The 25685-nt window shown below is 72.1% G+C and carries 21 protein-coding genes; 11 read left to right on the forward strand and 10 right to left on the reverse strand.

All coding sequences use genetic code 11. From position 1 onward, the window contains the following. Positions 1–4: 4 nt before the first annotated feature. From ACPYN5_RS01805 to ACPYN5_RS01815, 3 genes are read right to left on the reverse strand one after another with little or no spacing between them, the layout of a single operon-like run. On the reverse strand, positions 5–1351 hold the full coding sequence (locus ACPYN5_RS01805; protein WP_424447275.1) for an O-antigen ligase family protein: 1347 nt from the start codon (positions 1349–1351) through the stop codon (positions 5–7). Beyond that, entirely contained in the window at positions 1348–2796 is a 1449-nt protein-coding gene (locus ACPYN5_RS01810) for an O-antigen ligase family protein (protein ID WP_424447276.1), read from the reverse strand. The genes ACPYN5_RS01805 and ACPYN5_RS01810 overlap by 4 nt, the downstream gene beginning before the upstream one ends. Positions 2797–2831: 35 nt before the next feature. Continuing rightward, complete coding sequence (locus ACPYN5_RS01815) at positions 2832–4256, reverse strand: O-antigen ligase family protein (protein WP_424447277.1); 1425 nt, start codon at positions 4254–4256, stop codon at positions 2832–2834. Between the two features lie 70 nt (positions 4257–4326). Here ACPYN5_RS01815 and manA point away from each other — a divergent pair, with 70 nt between their 5' ends. The 4 genes from manA (at position 4327) to ACPYN5_RS01835 (ending at position 10309) form a co-directional block, all read left to right on the forward strand. Beyond that, positions 4327–5499 carry a mannose-6-phosphate isomerase, class I gene (gene manA, locus ACPYN5_RS01820; protein ID WP_424447278.1) on the forward strand — a complete coding sequence of 391 codons (1173 nt, stop codon included), beginning with the start codon at positions 4327–4329 and terminating at the stop codon, positions 5497–5499. 166 nt (positions 5500–5665) lie between these two features. After that, complete coding sequence (locus tag ACPYN5_RS01825; RefSeq protein WP_023955405.1) at positions 5666–5986, forward strand: WhiB family transcriptional regulator; 321 nt, start codon at positions 5666–5668, stop codon at positions 5984–5986. A gap of 94 nt (positions 5987–6080) precedes the next feature. After that, positions 6081–8921, forward strand: coding sequence for a glycosyltransferase (locus tag ACPYN5_RS01830; protein WP_424447279.1), 2841 nt, complete (start codon positions 6081–6083; stop codon positions 8919–8921). Beyond that, entirely contained in the window at positions 8918–10309 is a 1392-nt protein-coding gene (locus ACPYN5_RS01835; protein WP_424447280.1) for a DUF5719 family protein, read from the forward strand. Before ACPYN5_RS01830 ends, ACPYN5_RS01835 begins: the two co-directional genes overlap by 4 nt. Before the next feature lie 27 nt (positions 10310–10336). On the opposite strand, the gene ACPYN5_RS01840 is transcribed toward ACPYN5_RS01835, so the two are convergent. Next, a complete protein-coding gene (locus ACPYN5_RS01840) occupies positions 10337–10687 on the reverse strand; it encodes a metallopeptidase family protein (protein ID WP_424447281.1) in 351 nt (116 codons plus the stop codon). Positions 10688–10858: 171 nt separating this feature from the next. Between ACPYN5_RS01840 and ACPYN5_RS01845 the strand changes: the two genes are divergently transcribed. Continuing rightward, positions 10859–11065, forward strand: coding sequence for a DUF3499 family protein (locus tag ACPYN5_RS01845; protein ID WP_036305938.1), 207 nt, complete (start codon positions 10859–10861; stop codon positions 11063–11065). Here ACPYN5_RS01845 and ACPYN5_RS01850 read toward each other — a convergent pair. Continuing rightward, positions 11037–11897 carry an RDD family protein gene (locus ACPYN5_RS01850; protein WP_424447282.1) on the reverse strand — a complete coding sequence of 287 codons (861 nt, stop codon included), beginning with the start codon at positions 11895–11897 and terminating at the stop codon, positions 11037–11039. The genes ACPYN5_RS01845 and ACPYN5_RS01850 overlap by 29 nt on opposite strands. Before the next feature lie 16 nt (positions 11898–11913). Between ACPYN5_RS01850 and ACPYN5_RS01855 the strand changes: the two genes are divergently transcribed. The 3 genes from ACPYN5_RS01855 to katG are packed head-to-tail and all read left to right on the forward strand — an operon-like array spanning position 11914 to position 15793. Further along, positions 11914–12909, forward strand: a complete 996-nt coding sequence (locus ACPYN5_RS01855) for a stage II sporulation protein M (protein ID WP_424447283.1) — start codon at positions 11914–11916, stop codon at positions 12907–12909. Positions 12910–12966: 57 nt separating this feature from the next. Then, complete coding sequence (locus ACPYN5_RS01860; RefSeq protein ID WP_424447284.1) at positions 12967–13410, forward strand: Fur family transcriptional regulator; 444 nt, start codon at positions 12967–12969, stop codon at positions 13408–13410. Positions 13411–13450: 40 nt separating this feature from the next. Next, complete coding sequence (gene katG, locus ACPYN5_RS01865; protein WP_424447285.1) at positions 13451–15793, forward strand: catalase/peroxidase HPI; 2343 nt, start codon at positions 13451–13453, stop codon at positions 15791–15793. Between the two features lie 267 nt (positions 15794–16060). Here katG and ACPYN5_RS01870 read toward each other — a convergent pair whose 3' ends face one another. The 5 genes from ACPYN5_RS01870 to ACPYN5_RS01890 are packed head-to-tail and all read right to left on the reverse strand — an operon-like array spanning position 16061 to position 21445. Then, the gene (locus tag ACPYN5_RS01870; RefSeq protein WP_424447286.1) at positions 16061–17362 is read right to left on the reverse strand and encodes a DUF58 domain-containing protein; all 1302 of its coding nucleotides are present in this window, start codon (positions 17360–17362) and stop codon (positions 16061–16063) included. 6 nt (positions 17363–17368) lie between these two features. After that, positions 17369–18334, reverse strand: coding sequence for an AAA family ATPase (locus tag ACPYN5_RS01875; RefSeq protein ID WP_424447287.1), 966 nt, complete (start codon positions 18332–18334; stop codon positions 17369–17371). Further along, positions 18331–19530: a DUF4350 domain-containing protein gene (locus ACPYN5_RS01880; RefSeq protein WP_424447288.1), complete on the reverse strand. Its 1200-nt coding sequence runs from the start codon at positions 19528–19530 to the stop codon at positions 18331–18333. The genes ACPYN5_RS01875 and ACPYN5_RS01880 overlap by 4 nt, the downstream gene beginning before the upstream one ends. After that, on the reverse strand, positions 19527–20159 hold the full coding sequence (locus ACPYN5_RS01885; protein WP_424447289.1) for a DUF4129 domain-containing protein: 633 nt from the start codon (positions 20157–20159) through the stop codon (positions 19527–19529). Before ACPYN5_RS01885 ends, ACPYN5_RS01880 begins: the two co-directional genes overlap by 4 nt. Beyond that, complete coding sequence (locus ACPYN5_RS01890; RefSeq protein ID WP_424447290.1) at positions 20156–21445, reverse strand: DUF7847 domain-containing protein; 1290 nt, start codon at positions 21443–21445, stop codon at positions 20156–20158. The genes ACPYN5_RS01885 and ACPYN5_RS01890 overlap by 4 nt, the downstream gene beginning before the upstream one ends. A 139-nt stretch (positions 21446–21584) precedes the next feature. Between ACPYN5_RS01890 and mtrA the strand changes: the two genes are divergently transcribed. From mtrA to ACPYN5_RS01905, 3 genes are read left to right on the forward strand one after another with little or no spacing between them, the layout of a single operon-like run. Then, positions 21585–22265, forward strand: coding sequence for an MtrAB system response regulator MtrA (mtrA, locus tag ACPYN5_RS01895; RefSeq protein WP_424447291.1), 681 nt, complete (start codon positions 21585–21587; stop codon positions 22263–22265). Positions 22266–22272: 7 nt separating this feature from the next. Further along, complete coding sequence (gene mtrB, locus ACPYN5_RS01900; RefSeq protein WP_424447292.1) at positions 22273–23943, forward strand: MtrAB system histidine kinase MtrB; 1671 nt, start codon at positions 22273–22275, stop codon at positions 23941–23943. Beyond that, a complete protein-coding gene (locus ACPYN5_RS01905; protein ID WP_424447293.1) occupies positions 23940–25613 on the forward strand; it encodes an LpqB family beta-propeller domain-containing protein in 1674 nt (557 codons plus the stop codon). Before mtrB ends, ACPYN5_RS01905 begins: the two co-directional genes overlap by 4 nt. The last annotated feature ends 72 nt before the right edge of the window (positions 25614–25685 follow it).

A 25685-nucleotide genomic window follows, 5' to 3' on the forward strand; every position in this document is an offset into this window, starting at 1 on the left:
GATCCTACCGTGCGATGCCGAGGGTTCCCGTCGGGGTGTCGTCCGGAGGTTCCGTCCCCGGGGCCGTGGGGCGAGCGGTGTCGCGGATCCGCTCGCGCCACGACTTCGACTGTCCGGCGCGCAGGGCGCACAGCACGAGCATCAGCCAGCCGTAGCCGTGCAGCGGGAAGCTCTCGAACAGGCCGTCGACCAACACCGTCACGAGGATGAGCGGCGTCCAGGCGTAGAGGATCGAGCGGCGTTCGCTCGCGACGAGCCAGGCCCGCCCGAGAGCCAGCCCGGCGAAGACGATGAAGAGGAGAAGGCCGATCCAACCGAGCTGCAGGACGACGTCGACGTAGGCGTTGAGCGCCGAGGTGTGGCGGTCGCTCAGGGCGAAGTTGATGGCATTGAAAGGGAAGTCCGTTCGCGACCACGGCCCGAACCAGCCCCACCCCTGCACGGGCTCGACGCGGACGAAGGCGGCGACCCGATCCCACAGCTCCGCCCGGATCGAGAAGTCGGTGCCCGCTCCGATCCACGCGATGATGCGTTCCCGGAGCAGGTAGCCCACCATCGCGCCGACGATGACCGTCGCGCCCAGGACCGTCTGGACCGTACCGCGGAGAGCTCGCGGGGTCCGACGCACGAGACCCAGGGCCGCCGTGGCGATCGCGGTGGCGACGGCGAGGACGAGCACGGTGGGAGAGTCCGACAGGGCGGCCAAGAGCGCCGCCAGCACCGCCGAGAAGAGCGAGACGCCCGTGCGCACCGACACGGTGCGCCACTCGATGTAGAAGGTGATGAGGGCGAGGACCGCGATGAACCCGAGCGCGTTGCGCGTGCCGAAGATCCCCTGCACCGGTCCGAAGGCGGCGATGTCCCCCTCGATGCCGAGGAAGGTGAAGGGCATGTCGAAGAAGACACCGGAGAGGAGCTCGAGTGCCAGCGAGAGCGCCAGCAGTACGCGGAACACATCGGCGAGGGCCCGGACGGTCTGCAGCGTGTCGCGGGTGTTGGCGATGACGACGGCCAGGAAGGCGATCGCCGCGAGGGCCACCCACCCCCCGATCGTGCCGGAGGCGTCGGTGCTCCACGTGACGCTGGCCAGCGCCCAGCCGAGGAAGAGGACGAGCATCGAGGGGACCAGCCGCACGATGGTGAATTCGCGTCGCCGCACGAGGAGGACGGCCGCCCCGACCGCGCACAGCCCGGCGATCACCGTCAGCCAGGTGACGTGCCCCGCGGTGCGGTCGACGAGGTGCTGGGCGAACACCGCGGCGATCGCGGCGTGGGCGAAGGCCTGGGCGAACGCGGCGGAGTCGAGGGTGCGCACCAGCCACGATGCCGACAGCCCGGGAGGCGTGCTCATCGGGCGCCCTCCACGGGGCCGCCCCGCTCGATCGGAGCCCCGCCCTCGAGCGGCCACGCCGCGGCGAGCGTCGAGCGGCGCCGCACCGGCGTGCCGCGAACTGCAGCGGGTGCCTGCTTGATCGCGAACGCGAGCATGACGAGCAGGAACCACCCCCAGTTCAGCAGCGGCGACGACTCGGTGATGCTCTGCACCAGCAGGATCGTCGCCACCAGCGCCGGGATGAGCAGCAGACGCGACCGCGGTTCGCGATCGGCGCCGGGGCGCGGGATGCGGCCGAGCGCGAGGAACCACGCTCGCCAGGTGAAGGCCCCGAGCGCGACCGCGAAGAAGAGCACCCCGACGACGCCGAGCTGCATCGCGACGTCGAACCACGTGCTGTGCGCCTGCATCACCGTGACGCCGCGGTCGATGATCCAGCCGTCGAAGAACGGATCGGTGGGCACCCAGGGCACCGAGTAGCCCCAGCCGAAGATCGGGCTCTCGGCGAACCTCTCGCCCACGGTGGCCCAGATCTCCTTGCGTCCGCTCAGGTCCGACGAACGTCCGAGCAGTTCGAAGAGATCCTCGCGCAGGAGCCAGAGCGTGGTGACCAGCGCGACGGCGGAGACGGCGAAGACGACGTAGAGGATGCGGCGCGCCCGCGCGGTGCGCGCCCGGCGCATGAGCAGCACCACCACGATGACGATCGCGATGGCCAGCGCGCACATCGTGGCGGTCGCCGACGAACCGCGCCAGAAGCAGAAGGCGGCCAGGAGGGTCCACGCCGCGAGCGGTCCGCGCCGCCCCGCCCGCGTGTTGATCTGGAGACCGAAGATCACGAGTCCGAGAAGAGCGATGTAGGCGAGCGAGTTGGCGTTGCCGAAGATGCCCTGGATCCGGTCGTCGGTGAAGAGCTTGTCACGCGACCAGAACATGATCGGGTCGCCGTCGAAGTCCGGCCCCGGGCGCACGAACTGCGGCAGGATCGGCCCGCGCCAGATGAGCGATACCCACAGTTCGAAGGCGACCGACAGCGCCAGCATCCACTTCACGGCCGCGGCGATCGCTTCGATGATCTGGCGGCCGGTGAGCACCGAGGCGACGAAGATCGCCTGCGCCGTCGTGGCCAGCAGGAGGGCGAGCGTCATGGCGGTAGCCCGCGGCCACTCCGTCCACAGCAGCGAGAGCACCGCCCAGCCGACGTAGGCCAGCGCGAACCAGGGGAGCCGGCGCCAGCGCCGTCGCGGTCGCTGAACCAGCCAGATCGCGGCCGACACGGCGGTCGTGATCGCGACGACGACCGCGGAGCCGGTGACGCCGAACGCCATCAGCCAGGCCGTGCCGGCCATCGACGAGGCGATGACGACGACGCACCACGCCCGCACGAGCGACAGCGGAAGGCGTCGCCGCGCGAGGGCCGGCGACGCACCCGCTTCGGACCGCGCTTGCGTGTGACTGGCCATGATGGTCTCAGATTAGCCTCAGGCCCTGGCAGCCCTTACGCCGGGCGGAGCGCCTCCGACTCGCCCGGCAGGCGATCGCCCTGCTCCGCGTCGAGGCGTCGTTCGGCCGGGCCTCGGCCGACGAGCGGTGCCTGCTTGATCTTGAAGGCGAACAGGATGATGAGGAACCAGCCCCAGTTCAGCAGCGGGGCGGACTCGGCGAGACCCTGGACCAGCAGGATCGTGGCGACGAGCGAGGGGAGCAGCGTAAGGGGCGTGTAGGGGCGGTCGGCCACGAGATCCCAGCGCGGCCGGTCGACGGCGAAGAACCACGACCGCCACACGAAGGCCAGGAGTGCGAGAGCGATGAGGGCGACGCCGACGAACCCGAGTTGGAGGGCGACATCGAGCCACATGTTGTGGGCCTGCATCACGCTCACGCCGTGATCGACGATCCAGCCGTCGAAGGCGGGGTCGGACGGCACCCACGGCGTCGAATAGCCCCACCCGATGATCGGACGCTCGGCGATGCGTTCGCCGACGGCATCCCAGATCCGCTGACGGCCGGTCAGGTCGGACGAGCGGCCCAGGGACTGGAAGAGCCAATCACGGGCGAGCCAGACGCCCGCGCCGCCGACCCCGGCGACGACGAGGTACAGGATGTAGAAGCGCGTGCGCTCGCCGGGACGGCGCGCCGTGCGCATCAGCAGGATGGTGACGAGCACCACGACCACCGCCACGGCGCACAGCAGCGCGGTTGCCGACGCCGCGCGCCAGAAGAGGAAGACCGCGAGAGCCGTCCAGAGGGTGAGCAGGAACTTGCGCGGAGCGCCCGAGGCGATGCGCACGATGAAGACGATGATCGCCAGGAGCGCGACGTAGGCGAGGGGATTGGCGTTGCCGAAGATGCCTTGCAGCCGGCCGCCGTTGAAGAGGTTGTCCCGCGACCAGAGGGTGATCGGGTGGTCGTCGTAAGACGCATCCGGCCGCACGAAGCCCGGCAGGATGTCGCCGCGCCAGATGAGGGCGACCCACAGTTCGAAGAGGATGGACAGCGCGAGCATCCACTTCAGCGCGGATGCGATCGCGCGGACGATCTCGCGCCAGGTGAACACCGCGCCGACGAACATGGCCTGCAGGGTCGTCGACACGAGCAGCAGCAGGGTGAGCTCGGTCGCGCCCAGCCAGTTCGACCACAGCATCGACGCGATGGCCCACGCGACGTAGGCGAGGGCGAACCACGGCAGGCGGCGCCATTGCACGCGGGGCCGCAGCGACACCCAGAGGATCGCCGAGACGACGCCGGTGCCGACGACGACCACCGCGGCCCCGACCGAGCCGAACACCATCAGCCAACTCGTTCCGGCCGTCGACGCGGCGATGACGAACACGCACCACGCACGCAGGAGCAGGTGACCGGTGGTCTCGCGCACGGGCGCTGTGGGCGGCGCCGAGACGGGGTGTCGGGAGTGGACGGCCATGGTGCAGACAGGCTATCGCGGGCCGACATTCCGCATCCGGTCGGCGGGTCCCGCGTCCTAGGCTGGGGGCGTGCTGATTCCCATCTCGAACATCGCCCGGGACTACGCGTGGGGCTCCACGACGCTCATCGCCGAGCTGCAGGGGCGCGAGCCGTCGGGAGCGCCCGAGGCCGAGATCTGGTTCGGCGATCACCCGGGCAGCCCCTCGCGCGTCGGCGACGGCACCGAGCGTCCGCTGAACCTCGCGCTGGCGGAGGCGGGGATCGCGCCGCTGCCGTATCTGCTGAAGATCCTCGCCGCGGCGACCTCGCTGTCGATCCAGGCGCATCCCTCACGACAGCAGGCCGCGGCCGGCTATGCGCGCGAGGAGGCGGCGGGCATTCCGCGGGATGCCGCCGACCGCCTCTACCGCGATGAGAACCACAAGCCGGAGATCATCGTCGCCCTGTCGGAGACCTTCCGCGCGCTCGTCGGCCTGCGACCGGTCGCCGAGACGCAGCGCCTCCTCGACGGGCTGGGTGAACGCGAGGGCGTTCGCGCCCTGTCGGCCGCCCTCGAACCGACCGCCGCCGAAGATGAACCCGCGGCGCTGCGCCGGGTGATCGGGTGGGTCCTCTCGGGCGAGGCGCCGGAGGTCGTGACAGATCTCGCCGAGGCGCTGGCCGAGACCGACGATTTTGCGGCCGAGGGCGACGAGTTCGGCGCAGAACGAGTCGTGCTCCGCGAGATCGCGCGCGAGTTCCCCGGCGACGCCGGACTCGTCGTCGCGACCCTCATGAACCTCGTCGAACTCCGCCGAGGAGAGGCGCTCTTCGCGCCCGCCGGGGTGCTTCACGCCTATCAGGACGGACTCGGCGTCGAGCTGATGGCGGCCAGCGACAACGTGCTGCGGGGCGGGCTGACCCCCAAGCACGTCGATGTGCCCGAGCTGCTCCGGATCGTCAGCACCGAGAGCGGGCCGGCCCCGGTCGTCGAACCGCTCGAGGTCGCGCACGGCGTCTTCGGGTACGACGTCGGCGTGTCGGATTTCCGCCTCGCGCGTGTCGAGACGACCTTCGAGGCGGTGACCGAGATCGCGCTCGCAGGCACGGCCATCGTGCTCGCGACGGTCGGCGACATCGTCGTCGAGGCGGACGGGGAACGCCTGGAACTCGTGCCGGGAACGGCGGCGGTCGTGTCGGCCGCCTCGGTGGCGATCGGCGGAGCCGGGGAGGCTTTCGTCGCTCAGCCGGGCCGCGACTGAGCTGCGACCGAGCCGCGACCGAGCCACGACACGCCGGTGCATCGTCGCAAAGCTTAAACACCCGCTTGAGGGTTTACGATCCGCGACTTGACCCGAGGGAATGACACGGGTGTAATTAATGCGAGACACGCGGTTCGCGTGCCGGCCGGCGAGGAGGGAACACGATATGACGGCATACCGTTCGGGCGTTCCCGACAACTGGTTCGTCGATCCGGTCAACCTGGGCGTGCCCGGCGTGCGTCGTGTCGACACCGACGGCGACGACAACGCCCTCGCCTGGCAGACGGATGCGCTGTGCGCGCAGACCGATCCCGAGGCCTTCTTCCCCGAGAAGGGCGGATCGACCCGCGACGCCAAGCGCATCTGCACCTCGTGCGACGTTCGGGGGGAGTGCCTCGAGTACGCCCTGCAGAACGACGAGCGCTTCGGCATCTGGGGTGGCCTCAGCGAGCGCGAGCGTCGCAAGCTCAAGCGTCGCGCCGTCTGACTCCGGCCTCCGGCTCTTCGGACCCCCTGGAAAACGGCGAACCGCGCCGCCGCTGTCGTCGGCTCTCGGCATCGCCACCTAGGCTTGCTCCGTCATGCCCGCCCGTGTACACGCGCTCCTGGTCGTGCGTCCCGATGGACGCGCACCGGCGGCCTTCCATCTCACGCGCACGCTCGCAGCGCTGCGCGCTCAGACGCGCGCCGTCGACGCGCTCACGATCGTGCTGTGCGGCGGTGACGAGCGCATCCGTGCGCTCGCCGAGGAGTCCGGCGCCGACGTCGTGATCACCGCGCCGGCACGTACGGGCTTCGCCGCTGCGCTCCGGCTGGCATCGCGGCGGATCGACGGCGACGCGGTGTGGTTGCTGGCGCAGGACGTCGCCCCCGAACCGGACGCGCTGCAGCGACTGGCCGCCGTTCTGGAGACGGCGCCGTCCGTCGCGATCGCGGTTCCGAAGCTCGTCGAGTGGGACGACAACACCCGCATCGTCTCGCTCGGACGTTCCCTGACCCGACTGGGCGCGTCCGTGGGCCTCGCCGACGGCGAGCACGACCAGGGTCAGCACGACGGAACTGATGACGTGCTCGGCGGCGATGTGCGCGGGATGCTCGTCCACACGGCGGCCTGGCGCGAGCTCGAGGGTCTCGACGATGCGCTCGCGGGCGCCGACGAGGGGCTCGATCTCGGAGTCCGCGTGCGTCTGGCCGGGGGCAGGGTCGTTCTCGCGCCCGGCGCGCGTATCGCGGTCGCGCACGACGGCGTGGCCGGAGCCCCGGCGCCGCGCACGACCGGAGCACGCGCTCGCGTGACGCACGCCGCACGGGTCGCTCAGCTGCACCGGCGCCTCGTCTACGCGGCCCCGCCTTTGGTGCTGCTGCACTGGCTCACGCTGCTGCCGCTGGCGTTGTGGCGCAGCATCCTCGATCTCGTCGGCAAGCGGCCAGCCCGGATCGGCCCGGAGTGGTCCGCCGCGGTGACGGTGCTCGTCCGGGTCGCCGCGGTCGCTCGCGCCCGTCGCCGTATCGCCCGCCACCGACGGGCGTCGTGGGCCCAGCTGGCGCCGCTGCGCGTGAGCGCGCGGGTCATGCGGCAGCGGCTCATCGAGGATCAGCCGGCGGACGCCGGCCCCCGTCGCACCGAGCTCGGCTTCTTCTCCGGCGGCGGGGCGTGGGCGGTCCTCGCAGCGCTCGTCGTCTCCATCGCGGCCATGCCCGCCGCATTGAGCTGGCCCTCGATCGGCGGCGGCGCGCTCGCCCCGCTCGCGGCGAACGCCGGCCGCGCCTGGGCCGAGGCGACGGGTGCCCAGCGCCCGCTCGGCTGGGATGCCGTCGGCCCGGCCGACCCCTTCAGCGCCGTCGTCGCAGCCCTCGCGACGTTCTCTCCGACCGACCCGTCCCGCGCGCTCGTCGTGCTGTGGCTGCTGGCCCTGCCCCTCGCGGTACTGGGGGGCTGGTTCGCCAGCACCCGGATCACCGAACGCGCGGTGCTCCGCATCCTCGGAGCGGTCGCCTGGGCGCTTGCGCCGATGTTCCTCGTCGCGCTGGGAGACGGCCGTCCCGCAGCCGTCATCGTCCACCTCGCGCTGCCCTGGTTCGCCTTCACCGCCGCCGCAGCCCACCGATCGTGGGGCAATGCCGGAACGGCATCCGTTCTGCTCGCCGTCGTGCTGGCCTGCTCGCCCGTGCTCGCGGCTCCCGTCGTCGTGATCTGGGTCTTCGCCGTCGTCCTGTCGATGGTGCTCCGAGGCAGGCGCGCGGCTTTCCGCTGGTTGTGGATCATCGTGCCGTCCCTCGCCCTTTCGGCACCGCTCGTCCTCGCGCGGGTGCGGGCACGCGACCCGTGGTCGCTGCTCGCCGACCCGGGCGTGCCGTGGACGGGACCGCGGTTCGCCGATGACGTCCCGGGTCGCTTCCTCCTCGCGGCGGGCTTTCCCGCCGACGCCGGATGGGCGGCGTTCACCGGCGCCTCCGGCCCGCTGTGGTGGCTGCTGCTGCTCACCGCGCCGCTTCTCGCCCTTGCCCTCGCCGCCGCCGCATCCGCTCGCCGTTTCGTCGGGATCGCGCTCCTCGTCGTCGCCGGTCTCGGGGTCGTCACCGCGTTCGCCGCGGCCGGCATCTCCATCGCGATCGACGGCACGACCGCGGTGGCGCTGTGGCCCGGGGCGGCCCTCAGCCTCGCGTGGATCGGTGTGGCCGGAGCGGCCGTGCTCACGCTCGACAGCGTCGTCCCGGCACGCGCCGCGCGCACCGTCGCGGCAGCGATCGCGGTCGCCGGACTCGTGGTCGCCGCTGTTCCCACCCTCACGGCGCAGGCGCGCGACACGGCGGCCGTCGGTCGCGGTGAGACCAGCACCCTCCCCGCGTTCGTCGCAGCCGAGGGGGCCAATACGCCGGGGCTCGGGACGATCGTGCTGACCCCCGTCGACGACGGTGTCGCCGTCGACGTCGTGTGGGGTGGAAGCGCGACGCTGGGCGGACAGTCGACCCTCGTGACGGCGCGCACCGACCTCACGGACGCCGACCGCGAGGCCGCTCAGGTCGCGGCCGACCTCGTCACCGATACCGCGAACGACGTGGTCGCCCAGCTCCGCGAGCACGGTGTCGCCTTCATCCTCCTCGCGTCGGGCGGCGACGCCGAGTCCGCGGCGGCGCGCACCACGCGCCTCGCGGCGGCGACGGCGCTCGGCAGCCGCGACGGACTCGACGCCGTCGGGGCGACCGACAAGGGTGAACTGTGGCGGCTCTCGGGCGACGTGGCGCCCCGAAGCGACGCGCCGGCCTCCGCCCGTGCGTTCGCGACGGCGGCGTGGACCGGCATCGCCGTCGTCTTCGCGATCGCACTGCTGCTGGCTCTGCCCACGCGCGGCAGCCGGTCCGCCTCTCGGGCAGCTCCCCGCCTCGTGGGGATCCGGGGACTGCGCAGGAGGGACCGATGACCACGCGAACCGCACTCGTGACCCGCCTCGTCGCCGGCGTCGCCACCGCCGTCGTCATCGGCGGTGGGGTCATCGCCGCCGCCGCGGCCCCCTGGCCGACCTTCTCCCGAGAGCCGATGTCGCTGGAGGTCGTCCCGGAGGCGGCACGCTCGATCGCGGCCTGCGACGGACCCCTGCTCGCCCTCGGGCGCGACGCCGCGGCTGCGGGCGCCATCACCGCCGCCGCTCCCGCGAGCGTCGTGTCCGCGGCGGACGGCGCCGAACCGACCCCGTCGTCGCTCGCGACGCCGGACCGGGCGGACGAGGGCACACCCCCGGCCGCCTTCTCGGCCGAACCCACGGGAGGTCTCCCGACGGATCTCGCCGCGGCATCCGCATCCGCTCTCGCCGACGACGACCTTCGCGGCCTCGCCGTCTCGGCCTGCACGCGCCCGGCGATGGAGTCGTGGCTCGTCGGCGGGTCGGCTGCCACCGGAGCGAGCGACCTGATTCTCCTGACGAACCCGGGGGAGGTTGCCGCGACCGTCGACCTCCGCATGTTCGGTGTCGACGGCGCGCAAGACCCGGTCGCCGGCCGTGACATCGTGGTGGCCGCCCGCTCGCAGCGCGTCATCCCGCTCGCGGCTCTCGGGCGCGGCGAGGAGAGTCCCGTCGTGCAGGTCACCGCGGAGGGCGCTCCGGTACGGGCGTCGCTCCAGTCCGCGCTGACGCGCACGCTGATCGCCGGGGGCGTGGACCAGATCGGCGCGAGTGCGCTCCCCGCCCCGCAACAGGTGATCCCCGCCGTCGATGTGACCGTCGGTCCCGATGCCGCTGCAGCCGCCGGTGGTCTCTCGGTCCGCCTGATGGCCACGGCAGGCGACACCGTCGCTGCTGTGACCGTGCGGTCGGTCGCCGACGGGAGTGTGGTGTCGCAGCAGGACGGCGTCGCGCTGTCCGCCACGCGGCCGGTGGAGCTCGAGGTGACGGGCATGCCGGTCGGCGACTACACCGTGACGGCGACGGCTTCGGCGCCGCTCGTGGCCGCGGCGTGGACGTCGACGGATGTGTCCGCACCCGCCGATTTCGCCTGGGCGGTCGGTGCCCCCCTCGTGGACGCACCGACTCTCGTCGCGATCGCGCCGGCTCCCGGTCCGACGCTCACCTTGACCGCCGACCGCGACACGGTCGCGACGGTGACGCCGGTGGACGGCGGCGCGCCGCAGACGGTGCAGATCTCCGCGGGAGAGTCGCGCACGCTCGATGTGACCGCCGGCACGGTCTACCGGGTCGACCCGGGTGCCGGTGGCGTTCGCGGTTCCGTCGGCTTCTCGGCTGCCGGCCAGCTCGGGACGTACCCTCTCACCGGATCGGCTGCCGCGGCTGCAGAGCTCACCGTCCACCCCTGACGCGGTTCGCTGGCGCCGCGGCGCGGCTCAGAGGAAGCGGAACCGGTCGGGACCGAGGTCCCATGGGTCGCGGTCGAGGTACTCGGCCGCGGCGCGGAAGACGCAGCTCTCGACCATCATCCGCCGGTGCAGGTCGTCGTTGCGGTGCAGCCGGTTCAAGCGTTCGATCGGCAGGCGGTAGAGCACGATCCGCTTCTCCTCGGCGAAGACGCGCCAGCGCGGGATGCCGTCCTCGTCGCTCGCCGTCGGCATGCCGGCGACCTCGAACCGGACTTCTCGCAACTCCGGCCACGCGCTGCGCAGGAACTCCGCAGCCGTGCCGACGGAGAGGTCGAAACGCTCCGAGCGGGTCTCGAGAGGGGGAAGCGGAGGCCGCACGACCGGACTGCGGTCGTCGCGGCCGTGACGACCGTGCCGGGACGGCCGATTCCGCCGGGGCGGTACGGCTCGAGAACGACGCCGGATCATGAGGCCATCCTATGCGGCGGGGCAGGGGCGTTCCGGCGCGGCATCCGGGCTCCGATCGCGCGCGGCATTAGCGTGGACACGATGCGCGAGAGACTGTGTTCGAAGGTGGGCTGCGCCCGCGAGGCCGTGACGACCCTGACCTTCGACTACGGCGACCAGATGGCCGCTCTCGGCCCTCTCGGCGGCGGAACCGATCCGCACGCGCACGATCTCTGCGCCATTCACACGGAGCGGCTCTCGGTCCCCAAGGGATGGGTCGTCATCCGGCACGAGACCCTGCGGGTCTGACCGGGAACCCGCGCGGCGTCTCGTGAGCCGTGCCGACGAGGGCGCGAGCGCGATCGTCGACGCGCAGGATCGCGGTGTACTCGCGGTCGCGCCGCAGAGCGACGACCGCACGGACGAGCGTCTCGGGATCAGCCTCGGGCACGGGTGAGACGTACGGAGTGACCTCGGCTGCGATCGTAGCCGCCGCACGCATCCGCGCCCCCGGATCCATGCCTTCCGCCGAACGCGCGAACTGCGAGGCCCGGCGGGCGACGCGGTCGGGCAGCCGGGCGACGTCGGCGAGCTGCGCCCACTCCTGCAGCTGAGCCGGGACGGGCCCGGCGGGTTCGGGCAGGCGCGGCGCGCGCGTGCGTTCGCAGTACGTTCCGGCCATCATGTCGCCGAGCCGCGTCGAGCGCGGGGTGAACGCCGCAACGACGCCGGCGAGGGCCCCGAAGGTGAACCAGATCTCGAGCACACCCACCAGCGAACGGATGAACGCCTGACGGAAGCCGGTCGCACCGCCGTCGGTGCGGACGATGCGCCCTCCGACGGCCAGCTTGCCGAGGCTGCGGCCGCGCGTGAAGGTCTCCACCGCGGTGGGGATGGCGACGAGCACGAGCACCAGCGCTGAGATGACGAGAATCGGCGAGAGTGCGTCGAGCCCGATCCCGCGTACGACGAAGCCGCCGACGAAGTAGAACAGCAGCAGGAGCGCCACGCTGCACAGGACGTCGATGAGCGCGCCGAGGGCGCGGAGGAAGAAGCCCAGCGGCTGCACATCCAGCGCGACCGCCTCGCCGGTGAGGATCTCGTCCTGGCGGATCTGCACCGGGGGAGCGGGCGTCGTCATGGGTACAGTTAAGCAAATGGACCTCGACGCCCTGGTCGCTGCGCGTCGCGCCGAGTGGGATCGGCTCGACGCGCTGGGCCGCGCTCGGCGGCTCTCGAGCGACGACGTCGATGAGCTCGTCACCCGCTACCGTGCCGCCTCGGCGGATCTCGCCGACATCAAGACCTCGGCCGGCCGCAGCGTCGAGGGCGACCGGCTTTCGATGATCCTGTCGCGGGCACGCCTGCGGCTGACCGGAGCGCCGGAGAACGTCATGCGGCAACTGCCGCGGTTCTTCCTGCAGCAGCTCCCGGCGGCGCTCTATCGCGTCCGGTGGACCACGCTCGCGGTCGCGACGGCGTTCGTGGCGGTCGCCGCCCTCGTGGCGTTCTGGGTCTCGGGTGATCCGGCGGCCGTGGCCGCCCTGGGCTCGCAAGCGCAGCTGGAGCAGTATGCCGAGAACGACTTCACGGCGTACTACAGCGAGAACCCCGCGGCCGTGTTCGCAGGCACGGTCTGGACGAACAACGCCTGGATCGCCGCGCAGTGCGTCCTGTTCGGGATTACCGGACTCTGGCCCGTGATGGTGCTGATGCAGAACGCCGTCAGCATCGGCCAGGCTGCGGCCATCCTCATCTCGTTCGACCGGGGCGATGTGTTTCTGCTGCACATCGCGCCGCACGGCCTGCTCGAACTGACCTGCATCTTCGTCGCCGGTGCGACCGGGCTCCACATCTTCTGGGCATGGATCGCGCCGGGGCGTCGCAGCCGGGGAGAGTCGCTCGCGGCGGCGGGCCGCTCGCTGGCGACGGTCGCGATCGGGCTCATCCTGGCGCTCGCCCTCGCGGGGCTCGTCGAAGGATTTGTGACGGCGCAGCCCTGGCCGTGGCCGGTCAAGATCGGCATCGGCGCGCTCGCGCTCGGGGTCTTCCTGGCCTACATGCTGGGGCTCGGGCGCGTCGCCGCGCGCCGGGGCGAGACGGGCGACCTCACTGAGTACGAGGCCGGGACTCCTCGCCTGGTCGCCGGGTGAGCGGCGTCCCGAACGCCCTGTTTTGATCTCATCAAAATTACTCGCTAGGATCGCCTCATGACGATCACGACCGCTCCCGAGGCCATCCGAGCCTTCGGACTGCGCGTCACCGAGTCCCGCGTCGCCGTCTACGGTGCCCTGCACTCGCGCCCGCATGCCAGCGCCGACGACGTCTATGCCGCGGTCGTCGACCGGATGCCGCAGGCCAGTCGACAGTCGGTGTACAACGCCCTGAACGACTTCGCCGACGCCGGCCTCGCGCGCCGCATCGAGCCCGCCGGCCGCTCCATGCTCTTCGAGCTGCGCGTCGGCGACAACCATCACCATCTGGTCTGCACCGGGTGCGGCCGCGTCGAAGACGTCGACTGCTCCGTCGGGCACGCCCCGTGCCTGCACCCCTCCGACGACCACGGCTTCGAGGTCGCCTCCGCCGAGGTCACCTACTGGGGCCGGTGCGCGGCGTGCGCCGCTGCCGCGACCTCGGCCACAGCCGCATCCTGACTTTCCTCTCTCCCGAAAACCCCCAAACGGAAGGATCCCCATGAGCGATCGCGACCCGCAGTCCGCGCCCATCGGCGAGAACGTGACCGACACCGATCAGGCGGTCACTCCGATCGACACGCCCGAGGACGAGCGCGCCGACGGCGAGACCCGTCCGCGTTCCAACGACGCCGGCGGATGCCCCATCATCCACGGCGGCGCCGAGCAGGGCACCGGACACGGCTCGCACGGCGGACAGCCCCATCCGACGGTGGGCAACGCCAACCACGTCTGGTGGCCGAACCAGCTGAACCTCCGCATCCTGAAGAAGAACCCCGCCGTGGCGAACCCCGTCGGCGAGCACTTCGACTACAAGGCCGCCTTCGAGTCGCTCGACCTGGCCGCCGTGAAGAAGGACATCGAAGCGGCGCTCACCACCTCGCAGGACTGGTGGCCGGCCGACTTCGGGCACTACGGCCCGCTCATGATCCGCATGGCCTGGCACTCCGCCGGCACCTACCGGGTCACCGACGGTCGCGGCGGCGGCGGTGCCGGTCAGCAGCGCTTCGCACCGCTGAACAGCTGGCCCGACAACGTCAACCTCGACAAGGCCCGCCGACTGCTGTGGCCCGTCAAGAAGAAGTACGGCCAGTCGATCTCGTGGGCCGACCTCATGATCCTCGCCGGCAACGTCGCGCTGGAGTCGATGGGCTTCTCGACCTTCGGTTACGCCGGCGGACGTCCCGACGTCTGGGAGCCGGACGACGACGTGTACTGGGGCCCCGAGACCACGTGGCTGGCCGACGAGCGCTACTCCGGCGACCGCGACCTCGAGAAGCCTCTCGCCGCGGTGCAGATGGGCCTCATCTACGTCAACCCCGAGGGCCCCAACGGTGAGCCCGACCCGCTGAAGTCGGCGCGCGACATCCGCGAGACCTTCGGCCGCATGGGCATGAACGACGAGGAGACCGTCGCGCTCATCGCCGGTGGCCACACCTTCGGCAAGACCCACGGCGCCGCACCCGACTCGAACCTCGAGGACAACCCCGAGGCCGCGGGCATCGAGGAGCAGGGCCTCGGCTGGAAGAACAACCACGGCACGGGCCACGGCGACGACACCATCACGTCGGGTCTCGAGGTCACGTGGACCTACCACCCCACCCGCTGGGACAACGAGTTCTTCCACATCCTCTACGCCTACGAGTGGGAGCTCATGCGCAGCCCCGGAGGCGGACACCAGTGGCGTCCCATCAACGGCGGGGGCGCCGACATGGTGCCGATGGCGCATTCGAATGGGCGTCGCGAGCCCCGCATGCTCACGAGCGACCTGGCACTGCGGATGGACCCCGCGTACGACGCGGTCTCGCGCCGCTTCAAGGACGACCCGGTCGCCTTCGGTGACGCGTTCGCTCGCGCGTGGTTCAAGCTGACTCACCGCGACATGGGTCCGATCGCTCGCTACCTCGGCCCCGAGGTTCCGCAGGAGGAGCTCATCTGGCAGGACCCGCTGCCCGCTGTCGACCACGACCTGATCGACGACGCGGATGCCGCCGACCTGAAGGCGCGCATCCTCGCGACCGAGCTGACCGTGAGCGAGCTGGTGTCGACGACGTGGGCCGCGGCCTCGACGTTCCGGGGCAGCGACAAGCGCGGCGGCGTGAACGGCGCCCGCATCCGTCTCGCGCCCCAGAAGGACTGGGAGGCGAACAACCCGGCGCAGCTGCAGCGCGTGCTGGGCGTGCTCGAGAACGTGCAGGCGTCGTTCAACGCCGCTCGCACCGACGGCAAGAAGGTCTCGTTCGCCGACCTGCTCGTGCTGGCGGGCAACGCCGGTGTCGAGAAGGCCGCCCGCGACGGCGGCGTCGAGGTGACGGTGCCCTTCCGTCCCGGCCGCACCGACGCCACGGCGGAGCAGACGGACGAGCTGTCGTTCAGCCACCTCGAGCCGGCCGCCGACGGGTTCCGCAACTACTACGGCCCGAACGCGGTTCTGCCGGCGGAGCACCACCTCATCGACAAGGCGAATCTGCTGACGCTGAGCGCTCCGGAGATGACGGTGCTCGTCGGTGGCCTCCGCGCGCTGGGTGCGAACTACGACGGTTCGGCCTACGGCGTCTTCACCGAGCGCCCGGGCGTGCTGAGCAACGACGTCTTCGTCAAGCTGCTCGACCTCGGCGCGACGTGGAAGCCCCTCGACCCCGGCTCGCACGCCTTCCGCGGCGTGAACGCCGACGGCTCCGAGATCGGCATCGGCACGCGCGTCGACCTGCTGTTCAGCTCGAACTCCGAGCTCCGCGCCATCGCCGAGGTGTACGCCTCCGACGACGCGAGCGAGAAGTTCGTGCGCGACTTCGTCGCCGCCTGGACCAAGGTCACCGAGCTCGACCGGTTCGACCTGCGCTGACCCCGCGGCATCCGTCGCACGGCCCGTCCCCATCCCGGGGGCGGGCCGTCGCCGTTGCTGCCGCGCCGGGTCTGGGCTGGAGGTGGGGCTGGGGTTGGCAGTTGCGGCCCCTTGTGGGGCTGGGTAGGGGCAGCAACTGCCAGGTGAGCCGGCGGTGCGGATTCGGGTTGGCAGTCGCGGCCCCTTGTGGGGCTGGGTAGGGGCAGCAACTGCCAGGCGAGCCAGGGGCGTAGCGTTGGGCTGGCAGGTGCCACGGCGCCCAGCGGGTCAGAGGCGGCCGGCGGCCTTCAGCGCCAGGTAGTGGTCGGCGACCGCCGGGGGCAGAGCGTCGGGGGCGGCGCTCAGGGCCTCGCCGCCGGCGCGTCGAATGGCTGCTGCGACCAGCTCGGCGTCGCGCGTGGCGTGGGCGATGGCCGCCTCGCGGTACACGTCCTCCGCGACGCGCTCGGCCGGCGCCGGCGCGGGGGCGTCCATCGCAGAGCCGACGAGCACGGTCGCGCGCTCGGTGAGAGAGGGGAGGGCCCCCAGAAAGCCGCGAGCGGCGTCGGGGGCGTCCTGCGCGGTCAGCAGCACCACGAGCGAGGGGCGCGAGGTCAGTGCCCGGACCTCCGTCAGGACGGCGCTCCAATCGGTATCGATGAGCGTCGGCTCGACCGGTGCCATCGCGTCGACGAGGGCGGGGAGCAGACGCGGGCCGTCGATACGGCTGACGCGGGCGCGGCGCGCGCGGTCGAACATGAGGAGGTGGACGTGGTCTCCGGCGCGGGAGGCCAGAGCGCTCAGGAGGAGCGCCGACTCCATGGCGGCATCCAGTCGCACGCCGTCACCGACACGTGACGCGCTCGTGCGGCCGGTGTCGATCACGATGACGACGTGGCGGTCGCGCTCGGGACGCCACGTGCGGAGCATCGTCGTTCCGGCCCGGGCGGTGGCGCGCCAGTCGATCGAGCGGACGTCGTCCCCCCGGACGTACTCGCGCAGGCTGTCGAACTCGGTGCCGCGTCCGCGCACCTGGACGCTGGTGTTGCCGTCGAGCTCGCGGAGCCGGGCCAGCCGCGAGGGCAAGTGGCGCCGCGAGGCGAACGGAGGGAGCACCCGGAGCGCGCCCGGGGCGGCGATGACGCGCTGCCTGCCCGCCAGACCCATCGGGCCCCGGCTGCGCAGCGCGACGAAGGCCGTCCGCAACTCACCCCGGCGACGGGGGAGGAGCGGCATCTCGACCGCGCGTCGCTCTCCCGCCGGCAGGTCGATGTGGGCGCGGGCCTCCCCGGCGCCGGCCGTCGGCTGCCAGCCGTCGCGCAGACGTCCGCGGATGCGGCGGGTGCCGCCGTTGCGCAGCAGGATCGTCGTCGCCACCGGCTCGCCCCATCGTGCCCGAGCCGGGATGCGCCGCTCGACCCCCACGGATGCCAGCGGTCCCGCGCTCACGACGTCGACCGCTGCGAGCACCAGGCAGAGCCCTGCCCAGGCGAGTGCCGTCCACGCGGCATCCCACCCGGCGGCGGGTGCGAGCACGACGGGCACGACGCCGACGGCGACGAGCAGGGCGAACAGGCCGGACACGTACATGGCGACTCAGATCGGGACGCGGGTCTGCTGGAGCACCGACGTGAGGATCGTGTCGGCGGAGACGCCTTCGATCTCGGCGTCGGGACGCAGCTGCAGGCGGTGTCGCCAGGCCGGCACCAGCATCGTCTGGACGTGGTCGGGCGTGATCGCGGGGTAACCGCCGAGCCACGCCCACGCCTTCGCCGCGGCGAGGAGGGCCGTCGCGGCGCGCGGGCTCGCTCCCAGCTGCACCGACGGCGACTGCCTGGTCGCGCGGGCGAGGTCGACGACATAGCCGAGCACGTCGTCGGACACCTCGACTTCGGCAGCAGCCTCCTGCGCGGCGCGGATCTCGGCGGCGCTGACCACCGCCGACACCCCCGCGGTCTCGAGCGACCCCGGACGGAACCCGTCGGCGTGACGGCGGAGCACCGCGACCTCGTCGTCCCGGGCGGGGACGTCGATCACGAGCTTGAGGAGGAAGCGGTCGAGCTGTGCCTCGGGCAGCGTGTAGGTGCCCTCGTGCTCCACGGGGTTCTGCGTCGCGGCGACGAGGAACGGGTCGGGGAGCGGCCGCGAGACCCCGTCCGCCGAGACCTGGCGCTCCTCCATCGCCTCGAGCAGCGCCGCCTGGGTCTTCGGCGGCGTGCGGTTGATCTCGTCGGCCAGCAGGACGTTGGTGAACACCGGTCCGGAGCGGAACTCGAACTCGCCGGTGCGGGCGTCGTACACCAGCGATCCGGTGACGTCGCCGGGCATGAGGTCGGGAGTGAACTGGATGCGGGCCGTGTCGAGTCCGACCGCCCGGCTGAAGGCGCGCACGAGCAGCGTCTTGGCGACACCGGGCACGCCCTCCAGCAGCACGTGGCCGCGGCCGAGCAGAGCGATCAGAAGCCCGGTCACGGCGCCGTCCTGTCCGACGACGGCCTTGCCGACCTCGAGCCGCACGCGGTTCATCGCATCTCGGAGGTCGCCGGGTGCGGTCTCGCTCATGGGGTTTTCCTTTCGGGACGGACGGTTCGGAGGATGGCCGATTCGAGCTCGCGCAGGCGGTCGGCAGCGTCGACGAGTTGGCGATCGTTCTGGGGGAGGTCATCGAGCAGGATGCCGCGCACACGCGCGCGGTCGTCGCCGAGACGCTCCGCGGCGGCGTCGGCGACCGCGCCGGCGTCGGCTGCGCCGAGGCCCAGCATCCTCCCGATGCGGCGCAGGGCGTCGCGGCGGAGCTGGTCGAGAGCGTGCACGGGGTCGGCGGCTGCGGCGTACAGCCGTGCGCGGCCCTCGGTCGTCTCGGACGCGCGGACGGTGACGGGCAGGTTCTCCGCCACGAGCGGGCCGAAGCGTCGGCCCCGCCAGAGACCGGCGGCCACCACGGAACCGATCAGCAGCAGGATGGCGGGGGTCACCCACGGCGGGGTCAGTTCCCCGAGCGAGGGAGCGGCGGTCAGGGAGCCGTCGCCGATGGCCGGCAGGTACCAGACGACGGTGCCGGTCGAGCCCAGGAGGTTCAGTCCGAGCGCGGCGTTGCCGTCTTCGGCGAGGCTCTGGTTCACCAGGAGCGCGGTCGCATCGAGGCCGATGACGCGGTCGGCATCGGCGCCGGACGCGATCACGCCGTAGCCGTCGGCCGCGGGATAACAGGCACTGTCGGTCCCCTCGCCCGTGAAGACCTCCCCGGGACGGATCTGTCCGCTGACGGCGGCAGCCGCGAGGTCGCAGGCGGGGGCGACCGCCGAGCCGTCGGCGAAACCCGCGCTGCGCGCCTCGCCCAGCAGCACGCGCAGGTCGCGCGTGCGCGGTTCGAGGAGGACGGTCCCCGAGGCTGCTTCGCGGAGCTCGACGAGGTCGTCATCGTCCAGCGGTGCGGTATCGGCGATCGCGAGGGTCGCGTCGCCGCGCTCGAGGGAGGCGAGCGCACTCGCGCGGTCGCGCGCGACCTCGACGTCGACCCCGCGGTCTCGAAGCAGTTCGACCAGCGCGCGCGACCCGTCCGGCCCCGCGGCCTCCGGGTCGAGGAGGCCCTGCGCGGGCATCGTGTTGATGCCGGCGATCGCCGCCGCGGCGAGCCCGGCCACGAGAAGACCCGCCGTCAGCCCCGCCCAGCCGAGGGCCGAACGCGCTCGCCGTCGGCGTGCGTGCGGCGCGGCCGGTTCCGCGGTCACCGCGTTCACCCCGGTCACCCCGGTCACGCGGGAACCTCGACCCGCATGGCTGACAGGCGCTCGTCGAGGGCGCGGACGGCGGCGTAGCCCTCGGCTGTGCCGGGGCGCCGCAGGTATCGCACGTCGTCGAAGCTGTCGGCCGCGCTCTCCAGGTCGAGGCGTGCCGCGGGGAAGGCGCGCCCGGCGTCGGCCGCGAAGCGGTGCACGGTCGCGCCGGGAGTCGGGTCGACGATCGTGCGCTCGGCGAGACCTCGCGCGAGGGCCCGCACCCGCAGCACGATCGCCTCGTCCCAGTCGGCTCGGCCGGCGGCATCCTCGGCGTCGGCGCGCAGCTCGGCCGCGCTCCGCGCCTCGTCCTCGCCGAAGAGCGCGACGTGGCTCCGCGACCGCACGACCGCTCGCGGACGTCCCCAGATCAGGATGGCGACGGCGATCAGCAGGAGAAGCACGACGATCGCTCCCGCGGCCAGCCACGGTCCGACCGTCGCCGGGACCTGGCCGCTGAAGATCGCGGCGAGGAAGTCGACCACACTCCGAGCGAATCGGTCGATCGGGGTGGGCTCGGCCTCGCGGTAGGCGGACCTCGACAGCTCCTCCTCGGCCCATCGGCGGGCTTCGTCGGGATCGGGGGCGACCGGCGTGGCGAGGAACCTCATGCGCGCTCGGAGCCGGGCGCGGTCCACTCGGTCGACGACGGCCGATCCGCGGGCGCCGCGGGCGCTGCGGGCGCCGCGGGCGCCGCGGGCGTCTCCGGAGCCTTCGCTGCCGGCGCTTCCGCAGCCCCGGAGGCGAGGGCTCCCGGATCCCCGGTCGGGTACGTCGCCGGATAGCCGGGCTGGCCCGGGTACCCGTACCCCGGCGGCGGGCCGGGGTAGGCGGTCGGCTGCTGCCAGCGTGCGTCCATCGCGCGTCCGACGTTGCGGCGGTACGGGTCGGGCGGGGCGATGACGCCGGCGTCGCGCTCGTCGACGTACGACGACAGGTCGAGGTCGAGCCCCTCACGACGCATCCGGCAGTCGATGTAGACGAGGGCTCCCGCTGTGGACTGCACGATGACGGCGATCGTCTGGATGAGAGTGACGAAGGCCTGGGCGAGCAGCGTCCCGATGAGCAGGGCGATGATCTGACCCGGCTCGGGGTCACCGGTCGGAGTGATGACGGAGGTGAGCCCCATCGTGACGAAGGAGAACGGCACGCTGATCACCTGCGCCAGGACGCCGAAGCTCATCGAGATGATCACGATGATCCCGAGGGTCGGCCAGAACCGCCCGCGCGTCAGGCGCCATGACCGCGCGATGGCGCCCATCACCGTCGCCTGCTCGAGGACGATGGCCGCGGGCACGAGGAGCAGCTTCGTGCTCAGCCACAGGGTGAGCGGGATGGCCGAGAGGGCGACGAGGACCGCGAGGATGATGGCCGCGGGGCCGACGCTCACCGCGAGGGCCACGATGCCGGCGGCGAGCACCCCGATGACGACGCTCACGATGAGGAAGACGAGAGCGGAGTACCCGATCAATCGCCAGACCGCCGGCTTGACCCGCTGCCACAGCGCGCCGAGGGTGTGCTTCTCGGCCACGACGGCGTGTGCGACCTCGCTGACGACTACGCCCTGGACGATCACCCCGAGCGCCCCCGAGGCCAGCGAGAGCACGAGAGCGGTCGCCCCGCTGATCGCGATGGAGCCGGCGAGGACCGTCTCGAACTCGTCCGTGCCCGGGCGGAGCGAGGCGAGTCTGCCGAAGGTCGCGAAGCCCACCGCGACGATGCCCGCGGTCGCCAGCAGGATCGCGGCCGTCTGCACCACCAGCGCGAAGCCCAGCAGCACCTTGGGGTTCTGCCGGAGAGCCGAGAACGAACGCCCCAGGATCACCCCGAACGAGAGCGGATGGAGCGGGATGATGCCCGGACGCGGCGCTGGCGTCCACGCGGGGTATGACGTCACGATGCACTCCTGGGACAGTCGGCTCGGTCACCCCATCGTGTCACACGCGGGTACGGCATCCGGAGTCCACCGTCCGGGCGTCGGGTACGGTGAATACGCGCACGTCGCGCGAGCCCGAGCCGAAAGACGAACGCCGCCCATGACTTCTCGCATCCTGGTGGTCGATGACGACACCGCACTGGCGGAGATGATCGGCATCGTGCTGCGAACCGAAGGCTTCGACACCGTGTTCTGCGCCGACGGCGCCGCGGCCGTCGAGGCCTGGCGCACCGAGAAGCCCGACCTCATCCTCCTCGACCTGATGCTGCCCGGCGTCGACGGCATCGAGATCTGCACGCGGGTCCGCGCCGAGTCGGGGGTGCCGATCATCATGCTCACCGCGCGCACCGACACCGCGGATGTCGTCCGCGGGCTCGAATCGGGCGCCGACGACTACATCGTCAAGCCCTTCAACCCCAAGGAGCTCGTCGCCCGCATCCGGACGCGCCTGCGTCCTGCCGTCGCCGCGGCGTCGGAGTCGCTGCGCATCGGCGACCTCGTCGTCGACGTCGAGGGGCACGAGGTGCGGCGCGGCTCCGAGGTGATCGCGCTGACGCCGCTCGAGTTCGAGCTGCTCGTCGCGCTCGCCTCGAAGCCGCAGCAGGTCTTCTCCCGCGAGATGCTCCTCGAGCAGGTCTGGGGTTACCACTACAAGGCCGACACGCGTCTGGTGAACGTCCACGTGCAGCGGCTGCGCGCCAAGGTCGAGATCGACCCCGACAACCCGCGCATCGTCACGACCGTGCGCGGTGTGGGCTACCGCGCCGGCGCCGTCATCTGAGACGCCGATGCCCATCCGCACCGTCACGACGGCGACGGTCGCGACCCACGGCTGGCGCTCGTGGGCGCGTCGGCTCGCACGCACATGGCGGCGATCGCTGCGGTTCCGCACCGTCGCGATCACGCTCGGGGCAACCGCGCTGACGATCACGGTGGCGCTCGTCTGGATGGCGCTCGCCATTCAGAACGACCTCTTCGAATCACGCACCTCGCAGCTGCTCGCCGAGGCTCAGCGTGCGACGCAGTCGGCGCAGTCCACTCTCGACGCGGCCGAGGTCGGGGGAGACGTGGTCGCCGTCGACAACCTCATGGAGAGCGTGCGCACGTCCATCCAGCGGCAGTCCTCGACCGATCGCATCGCGGCCTTCCGCATCTCCTCGGAGCCGTCGGCCATCGCCCCGCAGGACTTCGATTCGGCGGGCCTTCCGGCCGATCGCATCAGCGACGAGCTGCGCGAACAGGTTCAGAGCGACGACGAGCTGCAGTGGTGGCAACCCGTCGGCTTCGCCGTCTCGGGGGGCGGGCAGGTACCCGGGATCGTGGTGGGGCAGCAGATCGTCCTGCCGGAGGTCGGTGCGTACGAGCTCTATCTCGGGTACGACCTCGCGGGCGAGGCCCAGACCCTCGGCTTCGTGCAGATCACCCTCTGGATCGTCGGGGCGGGACTCGTCGTCCTCATCGGGGCCATCTCGTGGATCGTGTTGCGCTCGGTCACCGAGCCGATCGCCCAGGCCGCGGAGAGCAGTTCGCGGCTGGCCGCCGGCGATCTGGCGGTGCGGCTGCAGGTGCGCGGCCAGGACGAGTTCGCCACCCTCGGGCGGTCGTTCAACGCGATGGCCGACAGCATCGAGTCGCAGATCAAAGAGCTCGCCGAGCTGTCGCAGGTTCAGCAGCGCTTCGTCTCGGACGTCTCGCACGAGCTGCGCACCCCCCTGACCACCATCCGGTTGGCCTCGGACATGCTCAACGACCGGCGGGAGGACTTCGACCCGGTCGCCGGGCGTGCAGCGGAGCTGCTGCACGACCAGGTGCACCGGTTCGAGGTGCTCCTCACCGACCTGCTCGAGATCAGCCGCTACGACGCGGGCTCGGTGCAGCTCGAGAGCGAGCCGACGAGCATGACGCAGCTCGCCGAGGACGTGATCGCCTCGATGGCCCAGCTCGCCGAACAGCACGGGAGCGATGTGCGCCTGGTGGCTCCGGGCGGCTACTCGCCGGTGGAGATGGACCCGCGGCGGGTCCGCCGCATCGTCCGCAACCTGCTCGGCAACGCGATCGAGCACGGCGAGGGGCGACCCATCGTCGTGAGCGTCGACAGCGACACGCGCGCGGTCGCGATCGGCGTTCGGGACTACGGGCTCGGGATGCGGCCGGCCGACGCCGAGCGGGTCTTCGACCGCTTCTGGCGCGCCGATCCGTCGCGCAAGCGGACGATCGGGGGCACCGGTCTGGGACTGTCGATCGCGCTCGGCGACGCCCGTCTGCACGGCGGCACGCTCGCGGTCTGGTCCGAGCTCGGGCGCGGCACGAACTTCGTCCTCACCATCCCGCGGCGCAGCGAGCCGCTCGACGGGCACTCCCCGCTCCCGGTGGATCCGGGGGAGGATGGCGTACTCTTCGACGACCTGGGACGCACCCAGCCGATCTCCCTTCCCCGCCCCGCGAAAGGCACGTCGTGAAGCGTCAGCGCCCGCTCGCCGTCGTCGGGATGCTGCTCGCACTCCTGCTCGCCGGCTGCACCGGGCTGCCGACCTCGGGCCCGGTCGTCGCGGGCGCCCCCATCGACCAGGAGGCCGGAGCGGTCGACTTCTCGTTCCTCCCCGACGATCCGCCGCCGGGGGCCACGCCGCAGCAGATCGTCGCCGGATTCCTGGCCGCCGGGTCGGGTCCCCGCGACGACTGGGGGACGGCGAGGCAGTTCCTGACGCCCGACTTCCGCTCGTCCTGGCAGCCCACCGCCCGCGCCACCATCGACCTGCCGGGTGAGCGGGTGTTCACGGTCGCCGGTGACGGGACGGTGACGGTCTCGATCACACCCGAGGCATCCGTCGACGCCACGGGCGCGCTCTCGGTGACCGACGGCGGGTCGATGCCGCTGGACTTCACCCTCGTCGACGTCGACGGGGAGTGGCGGATCTCCGAGGCCCCCGACGGCGTCGTCCTCGACCGCGCCCGGTTCCAGGCGGTGTTCCGCGAGTACTCGGTGATGTACTTCGACCGTTCATGGTCGTACCTCGTCCCCGACCGCCGGTGGTTCCCCGCGACCAACGCCGCCACCCACATCACCGAGGCGCTCATCGACGGCGACCCCAGTCCCTGGCTGGCTGGCGCGGTGTACTCCGCGTTCCCCGAAAGCCTCGAGCTGGCGACTCGGGCGGTGCCGCTGGAGGCGGGCGTGGCGCAGGTGCCGTTGTCGCAGTCCGCGCTGGCCATCGTGCCCGAGATCCGGAACCGGATGCAGGCGCAGCTCGACGCGAGCCTGCAGTCCGCCGGCATCCGCGGGGCTCAGATGTCGGTCGACGGCGAGCCGGTCGCGGCGCAGGCGGCGGACGTCCGTCCGGTCCGCGTCGACGTGCGTCCGGTCGTGCTGACCGAGGACGCGTTCGGGTTCCTCTCCGGATCGGAGATCGAGCCCCTGCCCGGTCTGTCCATCGTGATCCCTCAGCTCGAGCCCGAGTCGATACAGGTCAGTGCGGACCGCAGCGCCGCAGCCGTCCGCACCTCTGCCGGCGCCGTCGTGCGCGCACGCGACGACGGGTCGTTCGAGGTCGTCGACGAGCGCGCGGGCCTGATCGACCCGACCATCGACCCGCAGGGCTTCATCTGGAGCGCGCCGGCCGGGGCGCCGTCGGGCCTGACGGCTACCGGCGCCGACGGCACGGTGGTCTCGATCGCGAACGCCTGGCCGGGCGCATCGCAGATCTCGACCATCGAGGTCTCCCGAGACGGCACGCGCATCGCGGCGCTGGTGCGCGATGGATCCCGTCCCGCACTGTGGATCGCCGGGATCCTGCGCGACGACGACGGGGCCCCGGTGGGTCTCGGCGATCGTGAGACCGTGGCGCAGCTGCCGGGCACGGGCCTCGACGCGAGCTGGGTCGACGGTTCCACCATCGCCGTCCTCGCCGAGAACGGCGACGGCGACGTCGTCATCTCGCAGTCGGTCGGCGGCTTCGGAGAGATGATCTCGGCACCCGCGAACGCGGTGGCGATCGCGGCCACGAACCAGTTGCGTGCCGTGCGCCTGCTCGACGGAGAAGGCGTGCTCTCCGCGCAGAAGGGTCAGGCGTGGCCGACCGTCGCCGGTGGCGTCCGCGTGCTCGCCACCCAGCAGGGCTCGCCGCGCTGATCCTCCCCAGCCTCCCGTGACGGCGCCCTCTCGACAGGGGGACGTGCGGCCGGCGGCTCGTCGTTGTGACGT

This window comes from Microbacterium arborescens, from assembly GCF_049707515.1.
Lineage (GTDB): Bacteria > Actinomycetota > Actinomycetes > Actinomycetales > Microbacteriaceae > Microbacterium > Microbacterium arborescens_B.